Annotated in this window: 13 protein-coding genes and 1 pseudogene; 10 read left to right on the forward strand and 4 right to left on the reverse strand. The window is 64.6% G+C overall.

All coding sequences use genetic code 11. The features are described 5' to 3' along the window. On the forward strand, positions 1–885 hold the full coding sequence (locus tag DMB86_RS13580; RefSeq protein ID WP_113718281.1) for a type II secretion system F family protein: 885 nt from the start codon (positions 1–3) through the stop codon (positions 883–885). Beyond that, positions 882–1,568, forward strand: coding sequence for a prepilin peptidase (locus DMB86_RS13585; protein ID WP_113718282.1), 687 nt, complete (start codon positions 882–884; stop codon positions 1,566–1,568). Before DMB86_RS13580 ends, DMB86_RS13585 begins: the two co-directional genes overlap by 4 nt. Before the next feature lie 153 nt (positions 1,569–1,721). Here DMB86_RS13585 and DMB86_RS13590 read toward each other — a convergent pair whose 3' ends face one another. The 3 genes from DMB86_RS13590 to DMB86_RS13600 form a co-directional block, all read right to left on the reverse strand. After that, complete coding sequence (locus tag DMB86_RS13590) at positions 1,722–1,922, reverse strand: matrixin family metalloprotease (RefSeq protein WP_113718283.1); 201 nt, start codon at positions 1,920–1,922, stop codon at positions 1,722–1,724. Positions 1,923–3,089: 1,167 nt separating this feature from the next. Beyond that, complete coding sequence (locus DMB86_RS13595) at positions 3,090–3,587, reverse strand: GNAT family N-acetyltransferase (protein WP_335645006.1); 498 nt, start codon at positions 3,585–3,587, stop codon at positions 3,090–3,092. Beyond that, positions 3,584–3,934 (reverse strand): ArsR/SmtB family transcription factor, encoded by a 351-nt coding sequence (locus DMB86_RS13600; protein WP_113718284.1) that lies wholly within the window; start codon positions 3,932–3,934, stop codon positions 3,584–3,586. Before DMB86_RS13600 ends, DMB86_RS13595 begins: the two co-directional genes overlap by 4 nt. A gap of 98 nt (positions 3,935–4,032) precedes the next feature. Here DMB86_RS13600 and arsB point away from each other — a divergent pair, with 98 nt between their 5' ends. The 6 genes and pseudogenes from arsB to DMB86_RS13635 all read left to right on the forward strand — a co-directional run bounded on the left by arsB (position 4,033) and on the right by DMB86_RS13635 (position 10,838). After that, a complete protein-coding gene (gene arsB, locus DMB86_RS13605) occupies positions 4,033–5,112 on the forward strand; it encodes an ACR3 family arsenite efflux transporter (protein WP_227878376.1) in 1,080 nt (359 codons plus the stop codon). Between the two features lie 52 nt (positions 5,113–5,164). Next, a complete protein-coding gene (locus DMB86_RS13610; RefSeq protein WP_113718286.1) occupies positions 5,165–5,587 on the forward strand; it encodes an arsenate reductase ArsC in 423 nt (140 codons plus the stop codon). Positions 5,588–5,601: 14 nt separating this feature from the next. After that, positions 5,602–6,437, forward strand: a pseudogene (locus tag DMB86_RS13615) (NAD(P)/FAD-dependent oxidoreductase). 187 nt (positions 6,438–6,624) lie between these two features. Continuing rightward, a complete protein-coding gene (locus DMB86_RS13620; RefSeq protein WP_113718287.1) occupies positions 6,625–8,046 on the forward strand; it encodes an FAD-dependent oxidoreductase in 1,422 nt (473 codons plus the stop codon). 401 nt (positions 8,047–8,447) lie between these two features. Further along, positions 8,448–8,624, forward strand: coding sequence for a CsbD family protein (locus DMB86_RS13625; protein WP_113718288.1), 177 nt, complete (start codon positions 8,448–8,450; stop codon positions 8,622–8,624). Positions 8,625–9,722: 1,098 nt separating this feature from the next. After that, complete coding sequence (locus DMB86_RS13635; RefSeq protein WP_113718289.1) at positions 9,723–10,838, forward strand: FAD-dependent oxidoreductase; 1,116 nt, start codon at positions 9,723–9,725, stop codon at positions 10,836–10,838. Positions 10,839–10,958: 120 nt separating this feature from the next. On the opposite strand, the gene DMB86_RS20630 is transcribed toward DMB86_RS13635, so the two are convergent. Further along, complete coding sequence (locus DMB86_RS20630; RefSeq protein ID WP_171814499.1) at positions 10,959–11,135, reverse strand: hypothetical protein; 177 nt, start codon at positions 11,133–11,135, stop codon at positions 10,959–10,961. 140 nt (positions 11,136–11,275) lie between these two features. Between DMB86_RS20630 and DMB86_RS13640 the strand changes: the two genes are divergently transcribed. Further along, complete coding sequence (locus DMB86_RS13640) at positions 11,276–11,503, forward strand: shikimate kinase (protein WP_227878759.1); 228 nt, start codon at positions 11,276–11,278, stop codon at positions 11,501–11,503. Positions 11,504–11,958: 455 nt separating this feature from the next. Continuing rightward, positions 11,959–17,820 carry a beta-N-acetylglucosaminidase domain-containing protein gene (locus DMB86_RS13645; RefSeq protein ID WP_113718291.1) on the forward strand — a complete coding sequence of 1,954 codons (5,862 nt, stop codon included), beginning with the start codon at positions 11,959–11,961 and terminating at the stop codon, positions 17,818–17,820. Positions 17,821–17,903 lie beyond the last annotated feature (83 nt).

Below are 17,903 nucleotides of genomic sequence, written 5' to 3' on the forward strand. Positions count from 1 at the left end.
ATGCCCCTGACAATCGTCCTGGCCGTTGCCGCCACCGCACTGGCACTGCCCGTGCTCGGCTGGTCCCTGCTCTCCCCCAGGCTCTACCGGGACCGGGCTGCCCAACGCAACCTCTCCCGCGGCATCCTCGAGGCCACGGCAGCACCGGAACCAGAACACGGGCAGCGCTTCGCGGACCTGGCCCGGCGGTTCACGCCCGCCCGCTTCGTGGCACGCCTGGACCGCCTGCTCGTACGGGCCGGCCGGCCGGCCGGCTGGCCCATGAAAAAGGTGCTCTCCGCCAAGGTGCTGCTCGCCGTCACCGCCGCCGCCCTGGGTAGCCTGTTCGCGGCCGGCTCGTCCGGTGCGGGCCGGCCCCTGCTGGCCCTCTTTGTCACGGCCATCTGCTACTTCGTCCCCGACCTTCTGCTCTACAGCAAGGGAACCGAACGCCAGGAGGCGATCGCCCGGGCCCTGCCGGACACCCTGGACCAGATGACCATCGCCGTTGAAGCCGGGCTCGGCTTCGAAGCCGCCATGGCCCGGGCAGCCTACAACGGCAAAGGCCCCTTGGCTGAAGAACTCGTGCGCACCCTGCAAGACATGCAGGTAGGCCGCTCCCGCCGGCAGTCCTACACCGATCTCGCCGCCCGGACCACGGTCACGGACCTGCGCCGCTTTGTCCGCTCCATCGTCCAAGCCGACATGTACGGCATATCCATCTCCGGCGTCCTGCGCACCCAGGCGGCCGAAATGCGGCTCAAACGCAGCCAGAGAGCAGAAGAAAAAGCCATGCAAATACCCGTCAAAGTACTCTTCCCCCTCATGTTCTGCATCCTGCCAGTGCTCTTCATCGTCATGCTCGGACCCGCCGCCCTCGGCGTCATCGACACCTTCAACAAATGAGCGGAATAGACATCGACTGGGCCCCGGCACCGCTGTGGCTGATCATGTGCGCCGCTGTCGTCGGGCTCGCCGCAGGCGCCTACGTCCGATCCGTCGTCGCCACCTTCAGCCATACGAACCGGCAGGGACAACCGTGCCCACGGCCAACGCGGAAGCTCACGTTGGCACTGGTTGAACTGGCCACCGCCGCCCTGTTCGTCCTGACCGTCTGGCGGTTCGGAGCGAACCCGCAACTGCCCGCCTACCTGTTTTTCGCCGCCGCCGGCACCGCCCTGGCCGCCATCGACCTCCGGCACCGCCTGCTCCCCAACAACATCGTGCTGCCTGGCCTCGCCATCACCGCCATCCTGCTCACCGGCGCGGCAGCAGCCGGAACAACACCCGGGACCTCACTGCTCAGGGCCGTCCTCGGGGCGGCGCTGCTTTTCACGCTCTACCTGGTCCTGGCCCTGATCAGTCCCCGGGGACTGGGCATGGGAGACGTCAAGCTCGCCGCCATGGTCGGTCTGGTCTTGGCCTTCCAAAGTTGGCAGGCACTGTTCACCGGCACCTTCCTCGGCTTCCTCATCGGAGCGGCCGTGTCCCTCGTGATCCTCACCATCCGGCGCGGAGGGCTGAAAAGTCACATACCCTTCGGACCCGCCATCCTGGCCGGCGCGATGACCGCGCTCTTGCTCTCCTAAACCGACCGCACGAGGCAGTGGGCCGGATGGCACGCCTTCTTGGGCACTGCGACAGTCATACGGATACCTGGCCAGCCCCCACCGCTGCACGGGCCTCTCGATGGGTATGGCTCCTGTGTGTCTGGACCAGACAACCTTGTGATGTTCGGCTTTTTAAAGTTGGGGTGCGCACAGGCCTTGACCGAGCAGCGCCAGCCCCGTCAGGTCACCGGGACCATAGTCCGTCTGAGTCAGCGCCGTCTCCGGGTACATCAGCTGCCTGTGGTCGGTGACATGAGCTAAGCCGACGAGGTGGCCGAGTTCGTGTTCAACAATGGCCCTGACCATGAGCGTCCCCTTGGGACCGCCGAGCATCGTGCTGAGCCGGGGCGCGTCCAGCCGGACCTGTCCGGAGACGTAAACAGTGGGACTGCCCGCGATCCCGACCGCTTATCTGCCAGCCTCCCCCACTACACCGGCGGAAAAATCGGGATTCTCCGTAGGTGACTCCCAGGCAATGAGCACCGGAGCAGTCACGACCGCGGGGAGCCTAAGGGCTTCGAAGCGGACTCATGCCCCGGTGTTGGCCTTCCAGGATGCCGATCACCGATGTGGAGAGCGTTGAGGGAGGATGGGAGCGGTGATGATCGCTTGCGCATCCACGTAACCGACCACCAATACAAGGGCCGTTATCGATGCTGTTCTGCCGAGTCGTCGTCCTCTTAACGGGCGTGCTCTCTTTGACTTTTTGCGTCCATAGGTTGGAGCAGCTCTCCATTGCGTAGGCGCAGGACTGGCACCCATCCGTTCATCAATAACCCACTGCGGCACTCGACCGCTGGGAGACTTCGGGAGGCGAGGATCCGCACCCTCCGGCAATCATGGCGTGCCCAATCCTTCCCCCGATGATCCTCGCCCCGGCGTTCTTCTCCAACAGGAATGCCGGGGTCACGTCGTGCTTTGTCATGCGCATCAAAGGCGGCCTGGTCACGAACAATCGATCCCGTGCGCACTCAAGCCTATGGTGACTATAGGGCATGGAATAGCGTCCCGAAAGCGCTCGACGCTTCCGGGTGACCCCGGCGTTCCTTCCACACGGAGCGCCGCGGTCCTACAACCCCAACAAAAATCACCAAAATCCATGTTTCGCAGCGGCAATTGGCGGCTTGGCCGACAGGCCTGAAACCACGTCCCGAACAACGCAGTGCGTTGACTTACCACGGACCGCTTTTGACAACCAGTAAAACTCCGTCCCGGGCCCGAACGACGCGAGACCGTGGCGGCCAACTTTTGGCCCTCCGATCGCCGTACTCATGGCACTGAATAGCGTCGACGAGTCAGGATTTCGTTCGCTGGACAGCAATCACACCGGCGTGACGACATCCGATTTTCAGCTCACGTAATTCGGCACTGATGGCTTGATCGAGGTGGCCAACTTGACCAACGATATGCCCCGTGACCGTTGGCTTTGTATGCGGCTTTTGCGCAACTTCGTTTGGCGGGTCCGAGATTGCCAAACAAGGATGCCGGCTTAGATCCGTATTAGAGCCGCTGTTCCACCAATATGGTGTCCCGCCAGGTCCCGGCGTGAGGGCCGTGGTTCATGAGGGCAATGCGTTCGCGGTGCCCGATCCGCCGGAAGCCTGCTTTCTCATGCAGGGCAAGGCTGGGTAGGTTCTCGGGAAAGATGGATGACTGAAGGCTCCAGTAGCCGAGCTCCCGAGCCCGATCGGCCAGGCTGCGGAGCAGGTTTAGGCCGATCCCGCGGCCTGCGGATGAAGAGTCGACATAGACGGAATGCTCGATAACACCGCGGTAGACCTCTCGGATGGACGTGGCCGTGGCGGCGGTCCACCCCTGGATGTTCCCACTGATATCGGTGGCGACGAGGCTTAGACCTGGGATCCGGGTTGCGAAGAACTCGCTCTCTGGCGGGGTTGCGTCCGCGAATGTGGCGTTGCCGCCAAGGATGCCGGCGGCATAGATTCGCTCAACTGCAGGCCAGTCGGAGGAGACCATCCCCCTAATTTCGGCGCTCACAGGCCCAGGATGAGCGCGGACGCGGCTTCCAGGGCGCCCGGGACCAGGGAGTAGTACGCCCAGGTTCCGCGCTTCTCCCGCTCCAGGAGCCCGGCGTCGACAAGGATTTTCAGGTGGTGGGAGACGGTGGGCTGGCCCAGGTCCAAGGGTTCGGTGAGGTCGCAGACGCAGGCCTCCCCGCCGTCGCCGGCTTTGACAATGGAGAGCAGGCGCAGCCGGTTCGGGTCCGAGAGGGCCTTGAGGATCCGGGCGGATTCCTGCGCATTAGTTGCGGTCAGCACGGGGTGTCCGCTGGGTTCGCAGCAGGACGGATCGGCGCTTGTCTCGACGGCTAATGCAGTGGTCATGTACCCATTATGCCCATAGATTGACAATTGTCGATATGGCGGTCAATACTTCCTGTATCGACACCCGTCAATCTTTCGCTGTACCGGCAAGGAGCCTTGTGAGTACCCAGACCACCACCCCTTCCGCCCCCGGGGAGGCCGCCGTTGTCGGCAAGCTCTCCACCTTGGACCGGTTCCTGCCGGTGTGGATCATCGCCGCCATGGCCCTGGGCCTGCTGCTGGGCAGGTTCATCACCGGCCTGAACGCGGCTCTGGATGCGGTGAAGGTCGGCTCCGTGTCGCTGCCGATCGCCGTTGGCCTGTTGGTGATGATGTATCCGGTGTTGGCGAAGGTCCGCTATAACGAGACCGGCAAAGTCTTGGCCGACCGTAACCTGCTCGTCACCTCAATGGTCATCAATTGGGTGGCGGCGCCCGCCTTCATGTTCGCCTTGGCCTGGATCTTCATCCCGGATTTGCCCGAGTACCGCACCGGACTGATCATTGTGGGTCTGGCCCGATGCATCGCCATGGTCATGATCTGGAACGAACTGGCCTGTGGCGACCGGGAAGCTGCCGCTGTATTGGTCTTCATCAACTCCGTCTTCCAGGTCGTCGCCTTCGGCGCCCTGGGCTGGTTCTACCTGCAAGTCCTGCCCACCTGGCTGCGACTGCCCACCACCAGTGCCGACTTCTCCTTCTGGGCCATCACCGCCTCCGTCCTCGTCTTCCTCGGCATCCCGCTACTGGCCGGATTCCTTACCCGCACCATCGGCGAAAAAGCCAAGGGCCGTGACTGGTACGAGGGCAGGCTCCTGCCCAAGCTGGGCCCGTGGGCACTCTACGGACTGCTGTTCACGATCACTTTGCTCTTTGCCCTGCAGGGAAACTCCATCACCTCCCGCCCGCTGGATGTCGTCCGGATCGCACTGCCCCTGCTGGTCTACTTCATCGTCGTCTTCGGCGCCGGCATGGTCATCGGCCGCGCCCTGAACCTCGGCTATGCCAAGACCACCACCCTGGCGTTCACCGCCTCGGGAAACAACTTCGAACTCGCGATTGCCGTCGCCATTGGTACCTTCGGTGTCACCAGCGGCCAGGCGCTGGCCGGCGTCGTCGGCCCCCTGATCGAGGTGCCCGCCCTGGTCGCCCTGGTCTACGCCGCCCTGTGGGCGCGCAAACGATTCTTCACCAACTAACCACTGCGACCATGGCCCAACATCCCATTACTTTCTTTGAGGACCCGGATCCATGAGCACCACCGAAACCGCCAGCAAGCCCACCGTCCTGTTCGTCTGCGTGCACAACGCCGGCCGGTCCCAGATGGCCGCCGCCTACCTCACCACCCTCTCCAACGGTGCGATCGAGGTCCGCTCGGCCGGTTCCTCACCGGCTGAGTCGGTCAACCCGGCCGCAGTGACGGCGATGGCTGAGGAGGGCATTGACATGTCCGCAGAGATCCCCAAAGTATTGACCACGGACGCGGTGCGGGAGTCCGACGTCGTGATCACGATGGGATGCGGGGACACCTGCCCGATCTTCCCCGGCAAGCGCTACGAGGACTGGGAACTCGAAGACCCGGCCGGGCAGGGCGTGGACGCCGTCCGCCCCATCCGCGACGACATCAAGGCCCGCGTCCAAGGCCTCATCGCCGAAGTCCTCCCCACCAGCTAGCAAAGGCTCCAGTCATGACTGAACAACTGATCATCATTGGTTCCGTCCCCGCCGGATACACAGCCGCGATCTACGCCGCCCGTGCCGGGCTGGCCCCGCTGGTCATCGCCCGCGCCGTCACCTCCACCACCCTCACCGGACACCTCAAGTCCGCGGTGACCGGGGCCGGGCAACGGTTCGAAGCCCCGGCGATCATCCTCGCCACCGGATCCGCCTACAAGGAACTGGGCCTGGAGGAGGAGAAGAAGTTCTCCGGCCACGGCGTCTCCTGGTGCGCGACCTGCGACGGCTCCTTCTTCCGCGACCAGGACCTCGTCGTCGTCGGCCGCGGGGACTCCGCCATGGAAGAAGCGACGTTCCTGACCCGCTTCGCGGAAACGGTGACGGTGATTGTGCGCCGCGGGGAACTGCGGGCCTCCAAAAACATGGCCCAGCGGGCCAAGGACAATCCCGAGATCCGCATCATGTACAACACCGCCATCACCGCCATCCACGGGCACAGCAAATTCACCGGCGTGAGCGTGGAAGACACCGCCACCGGGGATACCCGGGAACTGGCAGAGACGGGCATCTTCATCGCCATTGGCCACCTGCCACGCACCGAGCTGGTAGTTGGTCAGGTCGAGCTGGACGACGAGGGCTACATCCGGGTCGATGCCCCGACCACCGTCACCAACCTTTCCGGCGTCTTCGCCTGCGGCGATGCCGTGGACCACCGCTACCGCCAAGAGCCATCACGCCCGCCGGGACCGGCTGTGCCGCGGCCCTGGACGCCGAACGGTAACTCGCCGCGTTGGAGGATGCCGACAGCATCGCCACCGCCCTGATGGAAGCACGAACCCACGCCTAAAAGACTCAGCGGAGGGAGGTGAACATTATGGATGACGACTGCTGCACCGAGACTGGTTGCTGCACCAACGGCACCGGCTGCTGCTAACCAGCACGCACCTCCCGCGTGCCCTGCCGGGCCAGCACGTGGCAGGGCACCCCAAACCCCTACGCAACTGATAGTGAATACCCGAAGGAGAACCACGGACATGACGGACACGACCATGACGGACCCTGGAAACGAGCTGCCTGTTGCCATCATTGGTGCCGGACCGATCGGCCTGGCCGCGGCGGCCAACGTGATCGAACGTGGCCTCACTCTCCTGATCTTTGAAGCCGGCGACAGCGTCGGTGCGGCCATCCGGAAGTGGGGCCACATCCGGCTGTTCTCCCCGTGGCGGCACAACATCGACCCAGCCTCCCGGCGCCTGCTCGAACCCGCCGGCTGGACCGAACCCCGGTTGACGTCCCTGCCCTACGGTGCCGAGCTCGTCGGACGGTACCTCAACCCCTTGGCAGCGACCCCGGCCACCAAGGCGGCCCTACACTTTTCTTCCACCGTGACGGCGGTCAGCCGGGTCGGAATGGACAAGACCCATTCCCGCGGCCGCGACGCCCAACCGTTCCTGGTCCGTGTCGCCACCGTCGACGGGACGGTGACCGACCACCAGGTGCGCGCCGTAATCGACGCGTCCGGCACCTGGGCCCAACCGAACCCGTTGGGCCAGGCGGGCCTGCCCGCACCCGGCGAAGCCGACGCCATTGCCGCCGGCCTGATCACCGAGCCCCTGCCGAACGTCACCGGCGCCGACCGGGCCCGCTTCGCCGGCAGGCATGTGCTCGTCATCGGGGCCGGCCACTCGGCCGCGAATACCCTCATCAGTTTGTGCCAGTTGGCCAAGAACGAGCCCGGCACCCGGATCAGCTGGGCCGTCCGCGGATCCGACGCGACCCGCCTCTACGGCGGCGGAGACCCGGACGGGTTGCCGGCCCGCAGCCAGCTCGGCACCCGCCTCCGCAAGCTCGCCGAAGACGGGCACATCGAACTGCACACCTCCTTCACCACCACCTCCTTCACCACCACGGACCAGGGACTTGCTGTCACCGGGACCACCCCGGACGGGGACGTGACCCTGGCCGTGGACCTGCTGATCCCCGCCACCGGCTTCCGCCCCGATCTGGACATCCTGCGCGAAATCCGGCTGGAACTGGACCCGATTGTGGAAGCGCCCCGGGACCTTGGACCGTTGATCGATCCGGAATTCCACTCCTGCGGCACCGTCCCCGCCCACGGTGCCAAGGTCCTGGCACACCCGGAGAAGGATTTCTACATTGCCGGGATGAAATCCTACGGCCGTGCCCCGACGTTCCTACTGGCCACCGGCTACGAACAGGTCCGCTCCATCGTCGCCGCCCTGGCCGGAGACCAAGCCGCCGCCGACCAGGTCCACCTTGAACTGCCCGAAACAGGTGTCTGCTCCACGGATCTGGGCGGCAGCTGCGACCTCCCCACCGAGACCGGCCCGGGCCAGGACGAGGCAGCATCCTCGTGCTGCCCCGCCCCAGAGCCCGTGTTGATCGGCATCCCCACCGGCCTGGCCCATGGCCGCTCCGCCACCATCACCAACTAAAATCTGGGTTAGCGCTGGTCATCGGCTTGACCTGCCACCGCCCCAACGAGACCAACGTGGCGCCATAGATATCGAGCCAGCCCGCGTCAACGTGGTCAGGTTTTCACGCCAAGGTCTGCCTGGCGCTGGCTCCGCGACATCAGCAAAGCGGAGATCGATCACTGCGGACAGCAGACCCATTTGGGAATTCCTCCCGCCGCTGATCCACCCGGCGGCCCCTGGTTTTACCCCCGTCGTCAGGTCAGGTCCCGGGTCCTTGACGCACTTCCGATGGCCGCAGCAGGGACGACGGGCAGTTTTCCAACGGCCCGTCCCGACCGCTGTTGGCCCCGTGATTGAAGGTTTATGCTGAAGGCATCCCGCCGGGACGGACCGGCAGGCCCAGGAGAAGGGACAGCGTCATGGGTCTGGGCGAGAAAGTCAAGCTCGCCGCCGCGAAGGTGAGCGGCAAGGGCAAGGAAGCCGCAGGCGAGGCGGCCGGCAACGACCGCCTGAAAGCCGAAGGCAAAACAGAACACGCCAAGGCTGAGCTGAAACAGGCCGCGGACAAGGCCAAGGGCATTTTCAAAAAACACTGACGGGCAACAGGACCGGTCATCGGGCCCGATCGGCACCGTGCGGTGTGGCCATCGAGCAGGTAAGAGTTCCAAGGGGCGCGAATCCGCCCCCATTGACGCCGATACAACAGGAACCGCCACTCCCGCCGGCGAAGACCGCACCCGCCCATCCGGACACCGTGTTGACGACAAAGGCAGCAGGACCATGAATGACCAACAACCCACCGACCCCTCCCAGCCACCGGCCGCGCCAGAGCCTGTGTGGCCGCCGGTTGAACCCATTCCGAGAGAACCGGACCCCAACCGGCCCCCGGACCCCACTGAACCACCGGAGCCGAACCGGCACCCCGACCCCACAGAACCGCCGGACCCCGCGGAACCTGTGCCCCCGGCCCCCTACCCGCCGGATCCCTTCATGCCACCGGATCCTCCCGTCCACTGACCCTGGACAGGGCCGATGACATCTGGCCGCCACTGGAACGACTCCCAACACCGATGCACGGTTCCGCTGACCAAGGAGGGCGGGCAATGGCGCCTGCAGCCCCGGCTCCCGCCGGAGAACACACACCACCGCAGGGCCATCCCGGCCCGTGGTGCAGCCGGTGCGGCACCGATGAATACCTGCTGATCGAGAGCGTCGAAGAATCCTCCACGCGCCCCGGGCAATTTCTGGAGGTCAGCTACACGCGCCTGGAATGCGAGGGGTTCTGCGCCCATGAGGTGCCTGTCACTTCCCTCACCCCCGAGATTGTCCACGAATATACCGGCCGGCCCCTGCCGGACCCGCCCGGGCACTCCCTGCACTGCGGGGGAGCCATGGCCTTGGCCTCCCCCGCAGGACAGGCCACCACCCCGCGGCCGGGGACCGACCCTGGCGAGAAACACCGGCTGGAGGTCTACCTGCGGACCAGGGTCCTCCACTGCCGGTATGGATTTCAAATCGAATCGTCCGCCCGGACCGGACCTAGCCGGCGCCGGGAAGGCTTTGCACCGGCCAGGGAGGGATTATGGCCACCGTGCTTGTCTCCCGGCCCAAGGTAGCTCCTGAGGTGTGGCCTCCAACGAAACGGACTCATATCTGGTGTTGGAAGCCACTTGGGCTGGTGTTTGAATGAGCGCATGGCTGATAACAGTGTTCTGGTTTCCGGCGGCGGTATTGCCGGCTCGACCGTCGCCTACTGGCTCGCGAGGGCTGGCTGGTCTGTCACCATCGTGGAACGGTCAGCTGGCGCACGATCTAGTGGCAATCCCGTCGACGTGCGGGGATCCGCTGTGGCTGTTGTACAAGAAATGGGCATCTGGCCGCACCTTCAGGAGACCGACACGGGTGTTAAGCGGCTGGTTTTCGTCGACGCCGGCGGGCGGCCCCTGGCATCAATCCGAACGCAAAAACGCCGTGACCGCCATGAAGAGGTGGAGGTCGCACGCTCTGAGCTTGTTACCCTGTTGCTTGGCAAGGCCCGGGAAAACAGCCACCTCATCCTGGACGACTCAGTCACCGGCCTGAACCAAGATGGCGCCGGGATCGACGTCGAGTTTCAACGGAACCCTCCCCGGCGCTTCGACCTGGTCATTGGTGCCGACGGGATCCACTCCACCGTCCGGGCCCTCGCTTTCGGTCCTGACGAACGCTATTCCCGCCCCTTTGGCATGTTCGTGGGCACAGTACGCTCCCCCATGCCTGTCGAGGATCCGCGCACGGTGCTGATGTACAACGAACCGGGCACCTCGTTGACCATCCATCCAGCAGGCGGGAATCCCGGATTCGCCTTCATCTTCCGAGGCCAGCACGCTTTCGACTACCGCGACCCGGACCAAGGCGGGCGCCTCGTCGACTCCATCTACGGTGGCGGCGGTTGGCTCACCAAACACGCACTCAAGCAATGGGACGCGGCCGATGATAGGTACTTCGACGCCGTCACCCGCGTCGAAGTACCGCACTGGAGTGCCGGACGGGCGGTGCTGCTTGGTGACGCGGCCAGCTGCCTCTCCCTGTTCGGCGAAGGCTCCAGCAGTGCGATCGTCGGAGCCAAGACCCTCGCCGAGGCGATGGGGACGCACCCCGGCAACCACACGGCTGCCTTCGCCGACTATGAACACGCGCACCGCAAATACGTCCGGCCGCTGCTACGTGGCGCCGGCATCGCATCACGCCTCCTCGTGCCGAAGACCCGATCGGGCATTACGGTGCGCAATGCAGCCTTGAACGCACTCCCCTTTCGAAACCAGCAGTGAAGCAGACCCGAAGCCGCCCGCCTGGATAGGCCGCGCGGATGCCGCAACCGGCCCTGCCCTCTCCGTCGCGAGACCCTTGTTGCCTCAAAGCAGTACCTCCGGTTAGCTCGATACGTTGCCTCATTTGAGTTCCCAGCCCTTATTGTTCCAGCGGGTGTTGACGGGTGGTTTGACTGGGGGCGCCTTCTTGTTCAGGGCGAGCTTTTCGAGTTCTCCGGTGAGGTGGAGGATGTCGCGTTGGAGTTGTGCCGGACGGATGCGCTTGAACGCGGTGTTCATGGTGATGATCGGGCGCATGCGGACCTTGGGGTGCTCGATGGCGCGCTGGTGTGGGGTTGCCGGGGCGTCGTAGTGCTTGATGAAACCATGACGCCGATACCTGCCGGTACGCCAGAACCGGGTCCCCTATGAGTCCCCTCCCCTGCACGATTGTGGTCATGGGCGTCTGCGGTTCAGGAAAATCGGTGATCGGCCAAGCAGTCGCGGAAAGCCTGGGCAGACCGTTCATCGACGCCGATAACCCCCACCCAGCAACAAACAAAGTCAAAATGGCCGCCAGGATCCCCTTCAAAATGAAGACCACTGCCCCTGGCTGGACGATGTTGCACTGGCATCCGACGCAGCCGGAGACGACGTCGTCGTGGCGTGCTCAGCATTGCAGCTGAGCACCCTTGAAGGGCTGACGTCGACAGAGCATGGCAGTCGCGTTCCGGCCAACCTCGAGCCGATGCGACTCGTGCACAATATCGCCGAAGCCCTCGCCCAGGGCGGCTGGAGCCCGAGGGAAGTTTAGGGATGTCACGCTTCCTTTCACCTGCGAGCCAAGGACTCACAAGTCAAATATCAACCCTGGAGGCAGCCTGACCCGTCTTAATTGCGAGTTACGTACGCACCCAATTTCGCGAGAACCTTAGCTGAGTCTTGTCACACCCTTGACGTGATATGGATAACATTAGTACTGTTTCGACACGGACTCGTTATTTGTAATCCGCGTGAACATGCTGATGATATCGCCAACATTGTGAGCGCATCCAATATCAGTCTGGCAACGGCGCTGGCTTGAGTGCAAGTGACCGAAGTCGAATATCTCCTGTAGCTCGAACCGTGAGGACAACACCGCATGCTGAAGACCAGCCGTACCTTGCTTATCGGCGTGTTGACTGTGGCCATGGCAGGCGGGATCGTCGCGACCGGGCAGCCACAGCTGGCACACGCCGACGCACAGCCTCAGATCCTGCCCAGTCCGCAGCAGCTGCCTCAGATCCTGCCCAGTCCGCAGCAGGAAACCGCAGGAGGCGTGTCGTTCCCGTTGACAGGTGCCGTCACGGTGGTCGTGGGGGCGAAGACGGACCCGAGTGCCGAGCAGCTGCTGACGAAGACCATCTCGGCGGCGGGTGGAACCGCCAAGCTCGTCACGAGCGCACCGGACGGCGATGCCGTGTACCTGGGTACGACGGGAGACAACCCGGCCATGGCTGGAGTGCTTGCGGGCATCAACCTCGACGGGACCACGGGGATCAAGCCCGAGGGCTACGTGCTCGGTAGTGGGACCGTGAATGGGCACAATGTGCTTGCGCTGGACGGCCTCGACGCGTCAGGCACCTACTACGCGGTGCAGACGCTCCGTCAGATCGTCAAAGGCGGCGCGGTCCCGGCCGTCACGGTGCGCGACTGGCCGCAGATGTCCATCCGTGGCGAGATTGAGGGGTTCTACGGCATCCCGTGGTCGCATCAGGCCCGCATGGACATGATGGCGTTCGACGGCGTGCACAAGATGAACACGTATATCTACACGCCTAAGGACGACCCATACCTGCGCAGTCAGTGGCGCGACCTCTACCCGCAGGCGCAATTGGCGCAGTTGCAGGAGCTGGTCGGAGCCGCGAACGCCAACCACGTCAACTTCACCTACGCTCTCTCACCGGGCAACGATATCTGCTACTCGGCGCAGGCGGACCTGCAGGCGACGGAGACGAAGTTCGACCAGCTGCGCTCGATCGGCGTGACCTCGTTCTACATCGCGCTGGATGACATCGACACCTCAGCGCATTGCACCGCTGATTCCACGCAATTCACCACGGGCGGCTCGTACGACGTCGCGAAGGCTCAGACGTTCTACCTGAACGAGCTCGTCAACGGCTACATCACGCCGAACCACCTGCAGCCGCTGCAGACAGTGCCCACGCAGTACAACGGTTCCGGAGCCAGCGCGTACAAGACGACATTTGGCACGACGCTGGACCCCTCAGTGCGGGTGCAATGGACTGGCGAGGGCGTTTTCAGCGACCAGATCACACTGGCATCGGTCACCGCCGCCGCGCAGAACTACCACACGAACCATCTCTACATCTGGGACAACCTGCCGGTCAACGACGGCCAGCGGGGCCGCCTGTTCCTCAACCCGCTCACCGGTCGTGATCCGCAGCTCTACACGAAGATCGACGGGATCACCTCGAACCCGATGATCGAGGCATACGCGTCGATGATCGCGTTGGCCGGTTACGGCGACTACACCTGGAATTCGCCGAAGTACGACGCGTCGGTGACACAGGCCGCTATCATCGACGAGCTCGCCGGGGCAGACCCGGCCATGCAGAATTCACTCAGTGCGTTCGTCGACCTGAACCAGAGTTGGACGCCGTATCGGGCCAGCTCGCAGCACGCGCCCGAACTCTCCGCCGATATCGACGCATTCTGGACTGCTTACCAAGCCGGCGACGCCGCTGGCATGAAGCCGCTCGAGGACCGGCTGGCGACTATCGCAGCCGCGCCGGAGAAGCTGAAATCCATGGCGCAGCCTGGCTTCTACAGGGACGCCCAGCCTTGGATCGTAGCAGCGGCACACTGGGCCACTGCGTTGCAGGAAGAAGTCGCCTCCCTGACGGCGATCCAGTCCCGACAGGGTGAGACTGCAACGAAGTCGGCTCTCGCGGCGCTCGGTGAGGTCACCGCCGCCAAACAGGCCACAGTGCCTGACCTCGGGAACAACGGCCAGGTCGTGGCGAACTCGATCGTGCCCAGCGTGGGAGACGGGGTGTTCCAGACTTTCAGTGACAAGGCCGTCGCGGCCTACAACACCTGGCTCGGCGCCACGCCTGTCGGCGGGTTCACGCCCTACACGGGAACGGCGAGCACGAGCATGGGCACCTATGCCAGCAACTCGCCCACGAACATGACCGATGCAAACCTCTCCACGTCCTATTGGTCGAACCAAGCCCCAGCTGTGGGTGACTATGTCCAGGTCGACTTGGCCGCGGTCAAGAGCGTCGGCTCGGTGGCCATCCACCAGGCCGACTCCGACACCTCTGCCGGCGACATGCTGTATCACGCCGACCTGCAGTACTCCACCAACGGCACAGACTGGACGACCGCAGCTCACTTCGACAACGCGCCGCTGGTCTCGTACTCATTCCCAGCGACGGTGCAGGCGCGCTATGTACGGTTAGCCGCGACTGGCGTGAACCCGGGCGGCAAGTGGGTCAAGATCCGTGAGTTCCAGGTGTCGCCGAGCTACGGGGTCACCGCGACGGCGAGCACAAACCTGGGCCAGTACCAGAACTACGCGCCGTCGAACATGGCCGACGGAAACCTCTCGACCTTCTACTGGTCGAACCGGACCCCCGCGGTGGGTGACTCTGTCCAGTCCGACCTGGGCGCCGTGAAGGGCGTCGGCTCGGTGGCCGTCCACCAGGGCGACGCCGACACCACGGCCGGCGACATGCTGTATCACGCCGACCTGCAGTACTCCACGAACGGCACAGACTGGACGACCGCGGCTCACTTCGACAACATGCCGCTGGTCTCGTACTCATTCCCATCGCCGGTGCAGGCACGCTACGTGCGGCTGACCGCGACCGATGTGAACCCGGGCGGCAAGTGGGTCAAGGTCCGCGAGTTCCAGGTCTCTCCCGGATCAGTGCTGGTCACCACCGACGTGCCCGCTGCCGGGGCATCCAACGTGCTGAATGCGTTCGACGCATCGATCCAGACCGCGTTCACGGCGGCGAGCGTACCTAACAAGGGTGCGACGCTGACCCGGGCGTTCACGGCATCGACCCACCTCGGCTCGATCACACTTGTGGGCTCGGCTGCCGGGACGCTGCAGTACCAGGACGCCGACGGTTGGCACGATTTGGGAACCCTGGACTCCAGCAAGGTGTTCCAGGAGGCGAAGGTCGACAAGGACGGTGTGGAGGCCGTGAGGATCGTGTTCTCGGGCGGCGGCAACGTCGTGCCGACCATCGACGAACTGGTCACCCGCGACGGCGGCCCGATCGCGAAAGACCCACTGATTGGATCAAATCCGTTAGCGACGGATACCTCGATCGCTGTCAATGGCCAGGACACCGGACGGACCTTCGACGGTATCGGCGCAATCAGTGGCGGCGGCGGCAACACCCGGCTGCTGACCGACTACCCGCCTGCCCAGCAAAACGCGATCCTGGACTACCTCTTCAAGCCCGGCTACGGCGCCAACCTGCAGATCCTCAAGATCGAGACCAGCGGGGACGGGAACACCACCTCGGGGGCCGAGCAGACCATCGAGGAGACCAAGGGAGTGATCAACTGCAACGCCGGGTACGAATTCTGGCTTGCCAAAGAGGCGGTGCAGCGCAACCCCAAGATCAAGCTTTACGGGCTGACTTGGGCTGCGCCCGGCTGGGTCGGCTCCAGCATGTACTCGCAGAACGGCATCCAATACATCACCGACTGGCTGGGCTGTGCCAAGCAGCGCGGACTCACCATCGACTACATGGGTGGCTGGAATGAGAAGGCCGGCTGGACCGCGGGCTGGTGGAAAGACCTGCGGGCCGCCCTGGATCAGCATGGATTCGCAGCGACTAAGCTGGTGGCCGCGGACCAGGGTAGCTCGTTCGCAGATGTCAGCGGTGCCATGTCCCAGGACTCGGACTTCGCCAAGGCCATCTCGGTCATCGGTGAGCACTACCCGTGCGGGTGGAACGGCCCCACGCCGATCTCCCAGTATCCCAATGTTGAAACGAGCTGCCCCTCCTCGCAGGCCGCCCAGGCACTAAACACGCCACTGTGGGCCAGCGAACAGGGCTCGATGAGCTACAACGCCGGCGGATTGCCGATGGCTCGAGCCAACAATATCGACTACGTCGACGGCCGGATGACCGCGAGCATCAACTGGCCCTTGGTCGCCTCGGCCTACACCGACGTCGGCTTTGCCGACCAGGGACTGGTCATGGCCAACGCGCCATGGTCGGGCCACTACGACGTCGGCCTGTCTACCTGGGTGACGGCGCAGACCACACAGTTCGCGCAGCCGGGATGGCAGTATCTGGACGGCGCGAGCGGCCACCTGGCCGGCCAGACCTCTGATCAGTCCGGCAGCTACGTGACCCTGAAGTCTCCTAACGGAAAGGACTGGAGTTCGGTCGTCGAGACCACCCGGGCCACCGGTCCGCAGACGGTCAAGCTCACTGTCGGCGGCGGCCTGTCCACCAAACCCGTGCGTGTCTGGAGCACCAACCTGGTCTCCGGCGACAGTTCGCAGTGGTTCGTGCAGGGCAAGACGCTTAGGCCCGATGCGAACGGCTCGGTCACCATGGCACTGCAGCCCAACTACATCTACACGTTCACCACCACGACCGGCCAGCACAAGGGCGGCGCAGTGTCGCCGGCAAGCAAGCCGCTTTCCCTGCCCTACTCCGATTCGTTCGATACCGGAACCCCGGGCCAACAGGCCCGCTACCTGGCCACCATGGAAGGCGCGTTCACTATCGCGAAGTGTGCCGGGCGCAGCGGAAAGTGCGTCCAGCTCGAAACCCCGGCCAAGCCGCTTGAGTGGCAGGACAGCATCCAGACCCCCTACCCGTACACGGTGGGAGGCGGCCAAGCCTGGAGCAACTACCAGGTATCGGCCGATGTCCGCAACGCCCAGCCCGGCTCGGTCGGCATCCTGGGCCGACAGAGCAATCTGGGCGGCACGCAGGAGGACCCGTCGAAGGTGCACTACTACTCGCTCACCCTCAGCGACACCGGGGCCTGGTCGATCAACCTTGCAGATGGCTCCGGGAAGGCCGCGGCCCCGCTCACCGGCGGCACCATTGCCAAGGGTGCGGGACTGAACACCTGGCACAACCTCGCCCTGACCTTCGACGGATCCCAGATATTCGCCTCCGTCGACGGCACCACCGTCGGCTCGGCTACGGACACCACCCTCTCCGCAGGCAAGATCGGCCTGGTAGCCAGCGGCTATCTGGCCGGGGAGCAGTTTGACAACCTGACGGTCCGCGCGCTGACCGATCTGGCCGTCCCTGTATCACTCCCGGCGGGTGCACACACCCCTGGAACTGCAACGATCATCAGCTACTCCACGACCGGCAGCGCAGTGAACCAGTGGCAGTACAGCGGCGCCTGGCAGTCCGGCGGCGGAAACACCTGGGATAACACCGTGGGCGACACCGCGACCCTCACTTTCCATGGGGACAGCGTCACCCTTCAGTCCATGGCCAATGCCAGCAATGGCATCGTCAACGTGTCTGTGGACGGCGATTCCCCCACCGCCGTCGACATCTACAGCGCCAGCGGCGGGCTGACGTCGGTGTTCACCCGCACCGGTCTCGACCTAGCCAAGCAGCACACGCTGGTGGTGGCAGCAACCGGGAAGAAGAACCCTGCATCCAGCGGAACCTGGGCCTCTGTCGCCGGTGCCATTGTCACCGTGCCGGGCCAGCCGGCCCCCACCCCGGCAATGACCACGCCGGCGGACCAGTCCACGATCCACCCCGGCTCGCTCAGGATCGAGGGCACCGCCCCAGCGGGCGAGCTGATCACCGTCTCGGTGTCCGGTGCGCCAGCCTGCGTGAACCTCCCCGCCAACCCGGACGGCAACTGGAGCTGCAAAACGCACGTCGGGCACGGCGAGTCGGTAATCACCGCAGTCGGCGTGGATCCGGTCACCGGCCTGCTGTCCGAGCCCACCGCGCCGGTTCACGTAGCCACGCGCGGCTGAACACGTCAGGCCCGTCGAACAGCACCTTCGGCTCGACGGGCCTGACGCTTTCCCGAAACTACCCTAACGAGATCCACCTTGTC

The organism is Arthrobacter dokdonellae (genome assembly GCF_003268655.1).
GTDB lineage: Bacteria > Actinomycetota > Actinomycetes > Actinomycetales > Micrococcaceae > Specibacter > Specibacter dokdonellae.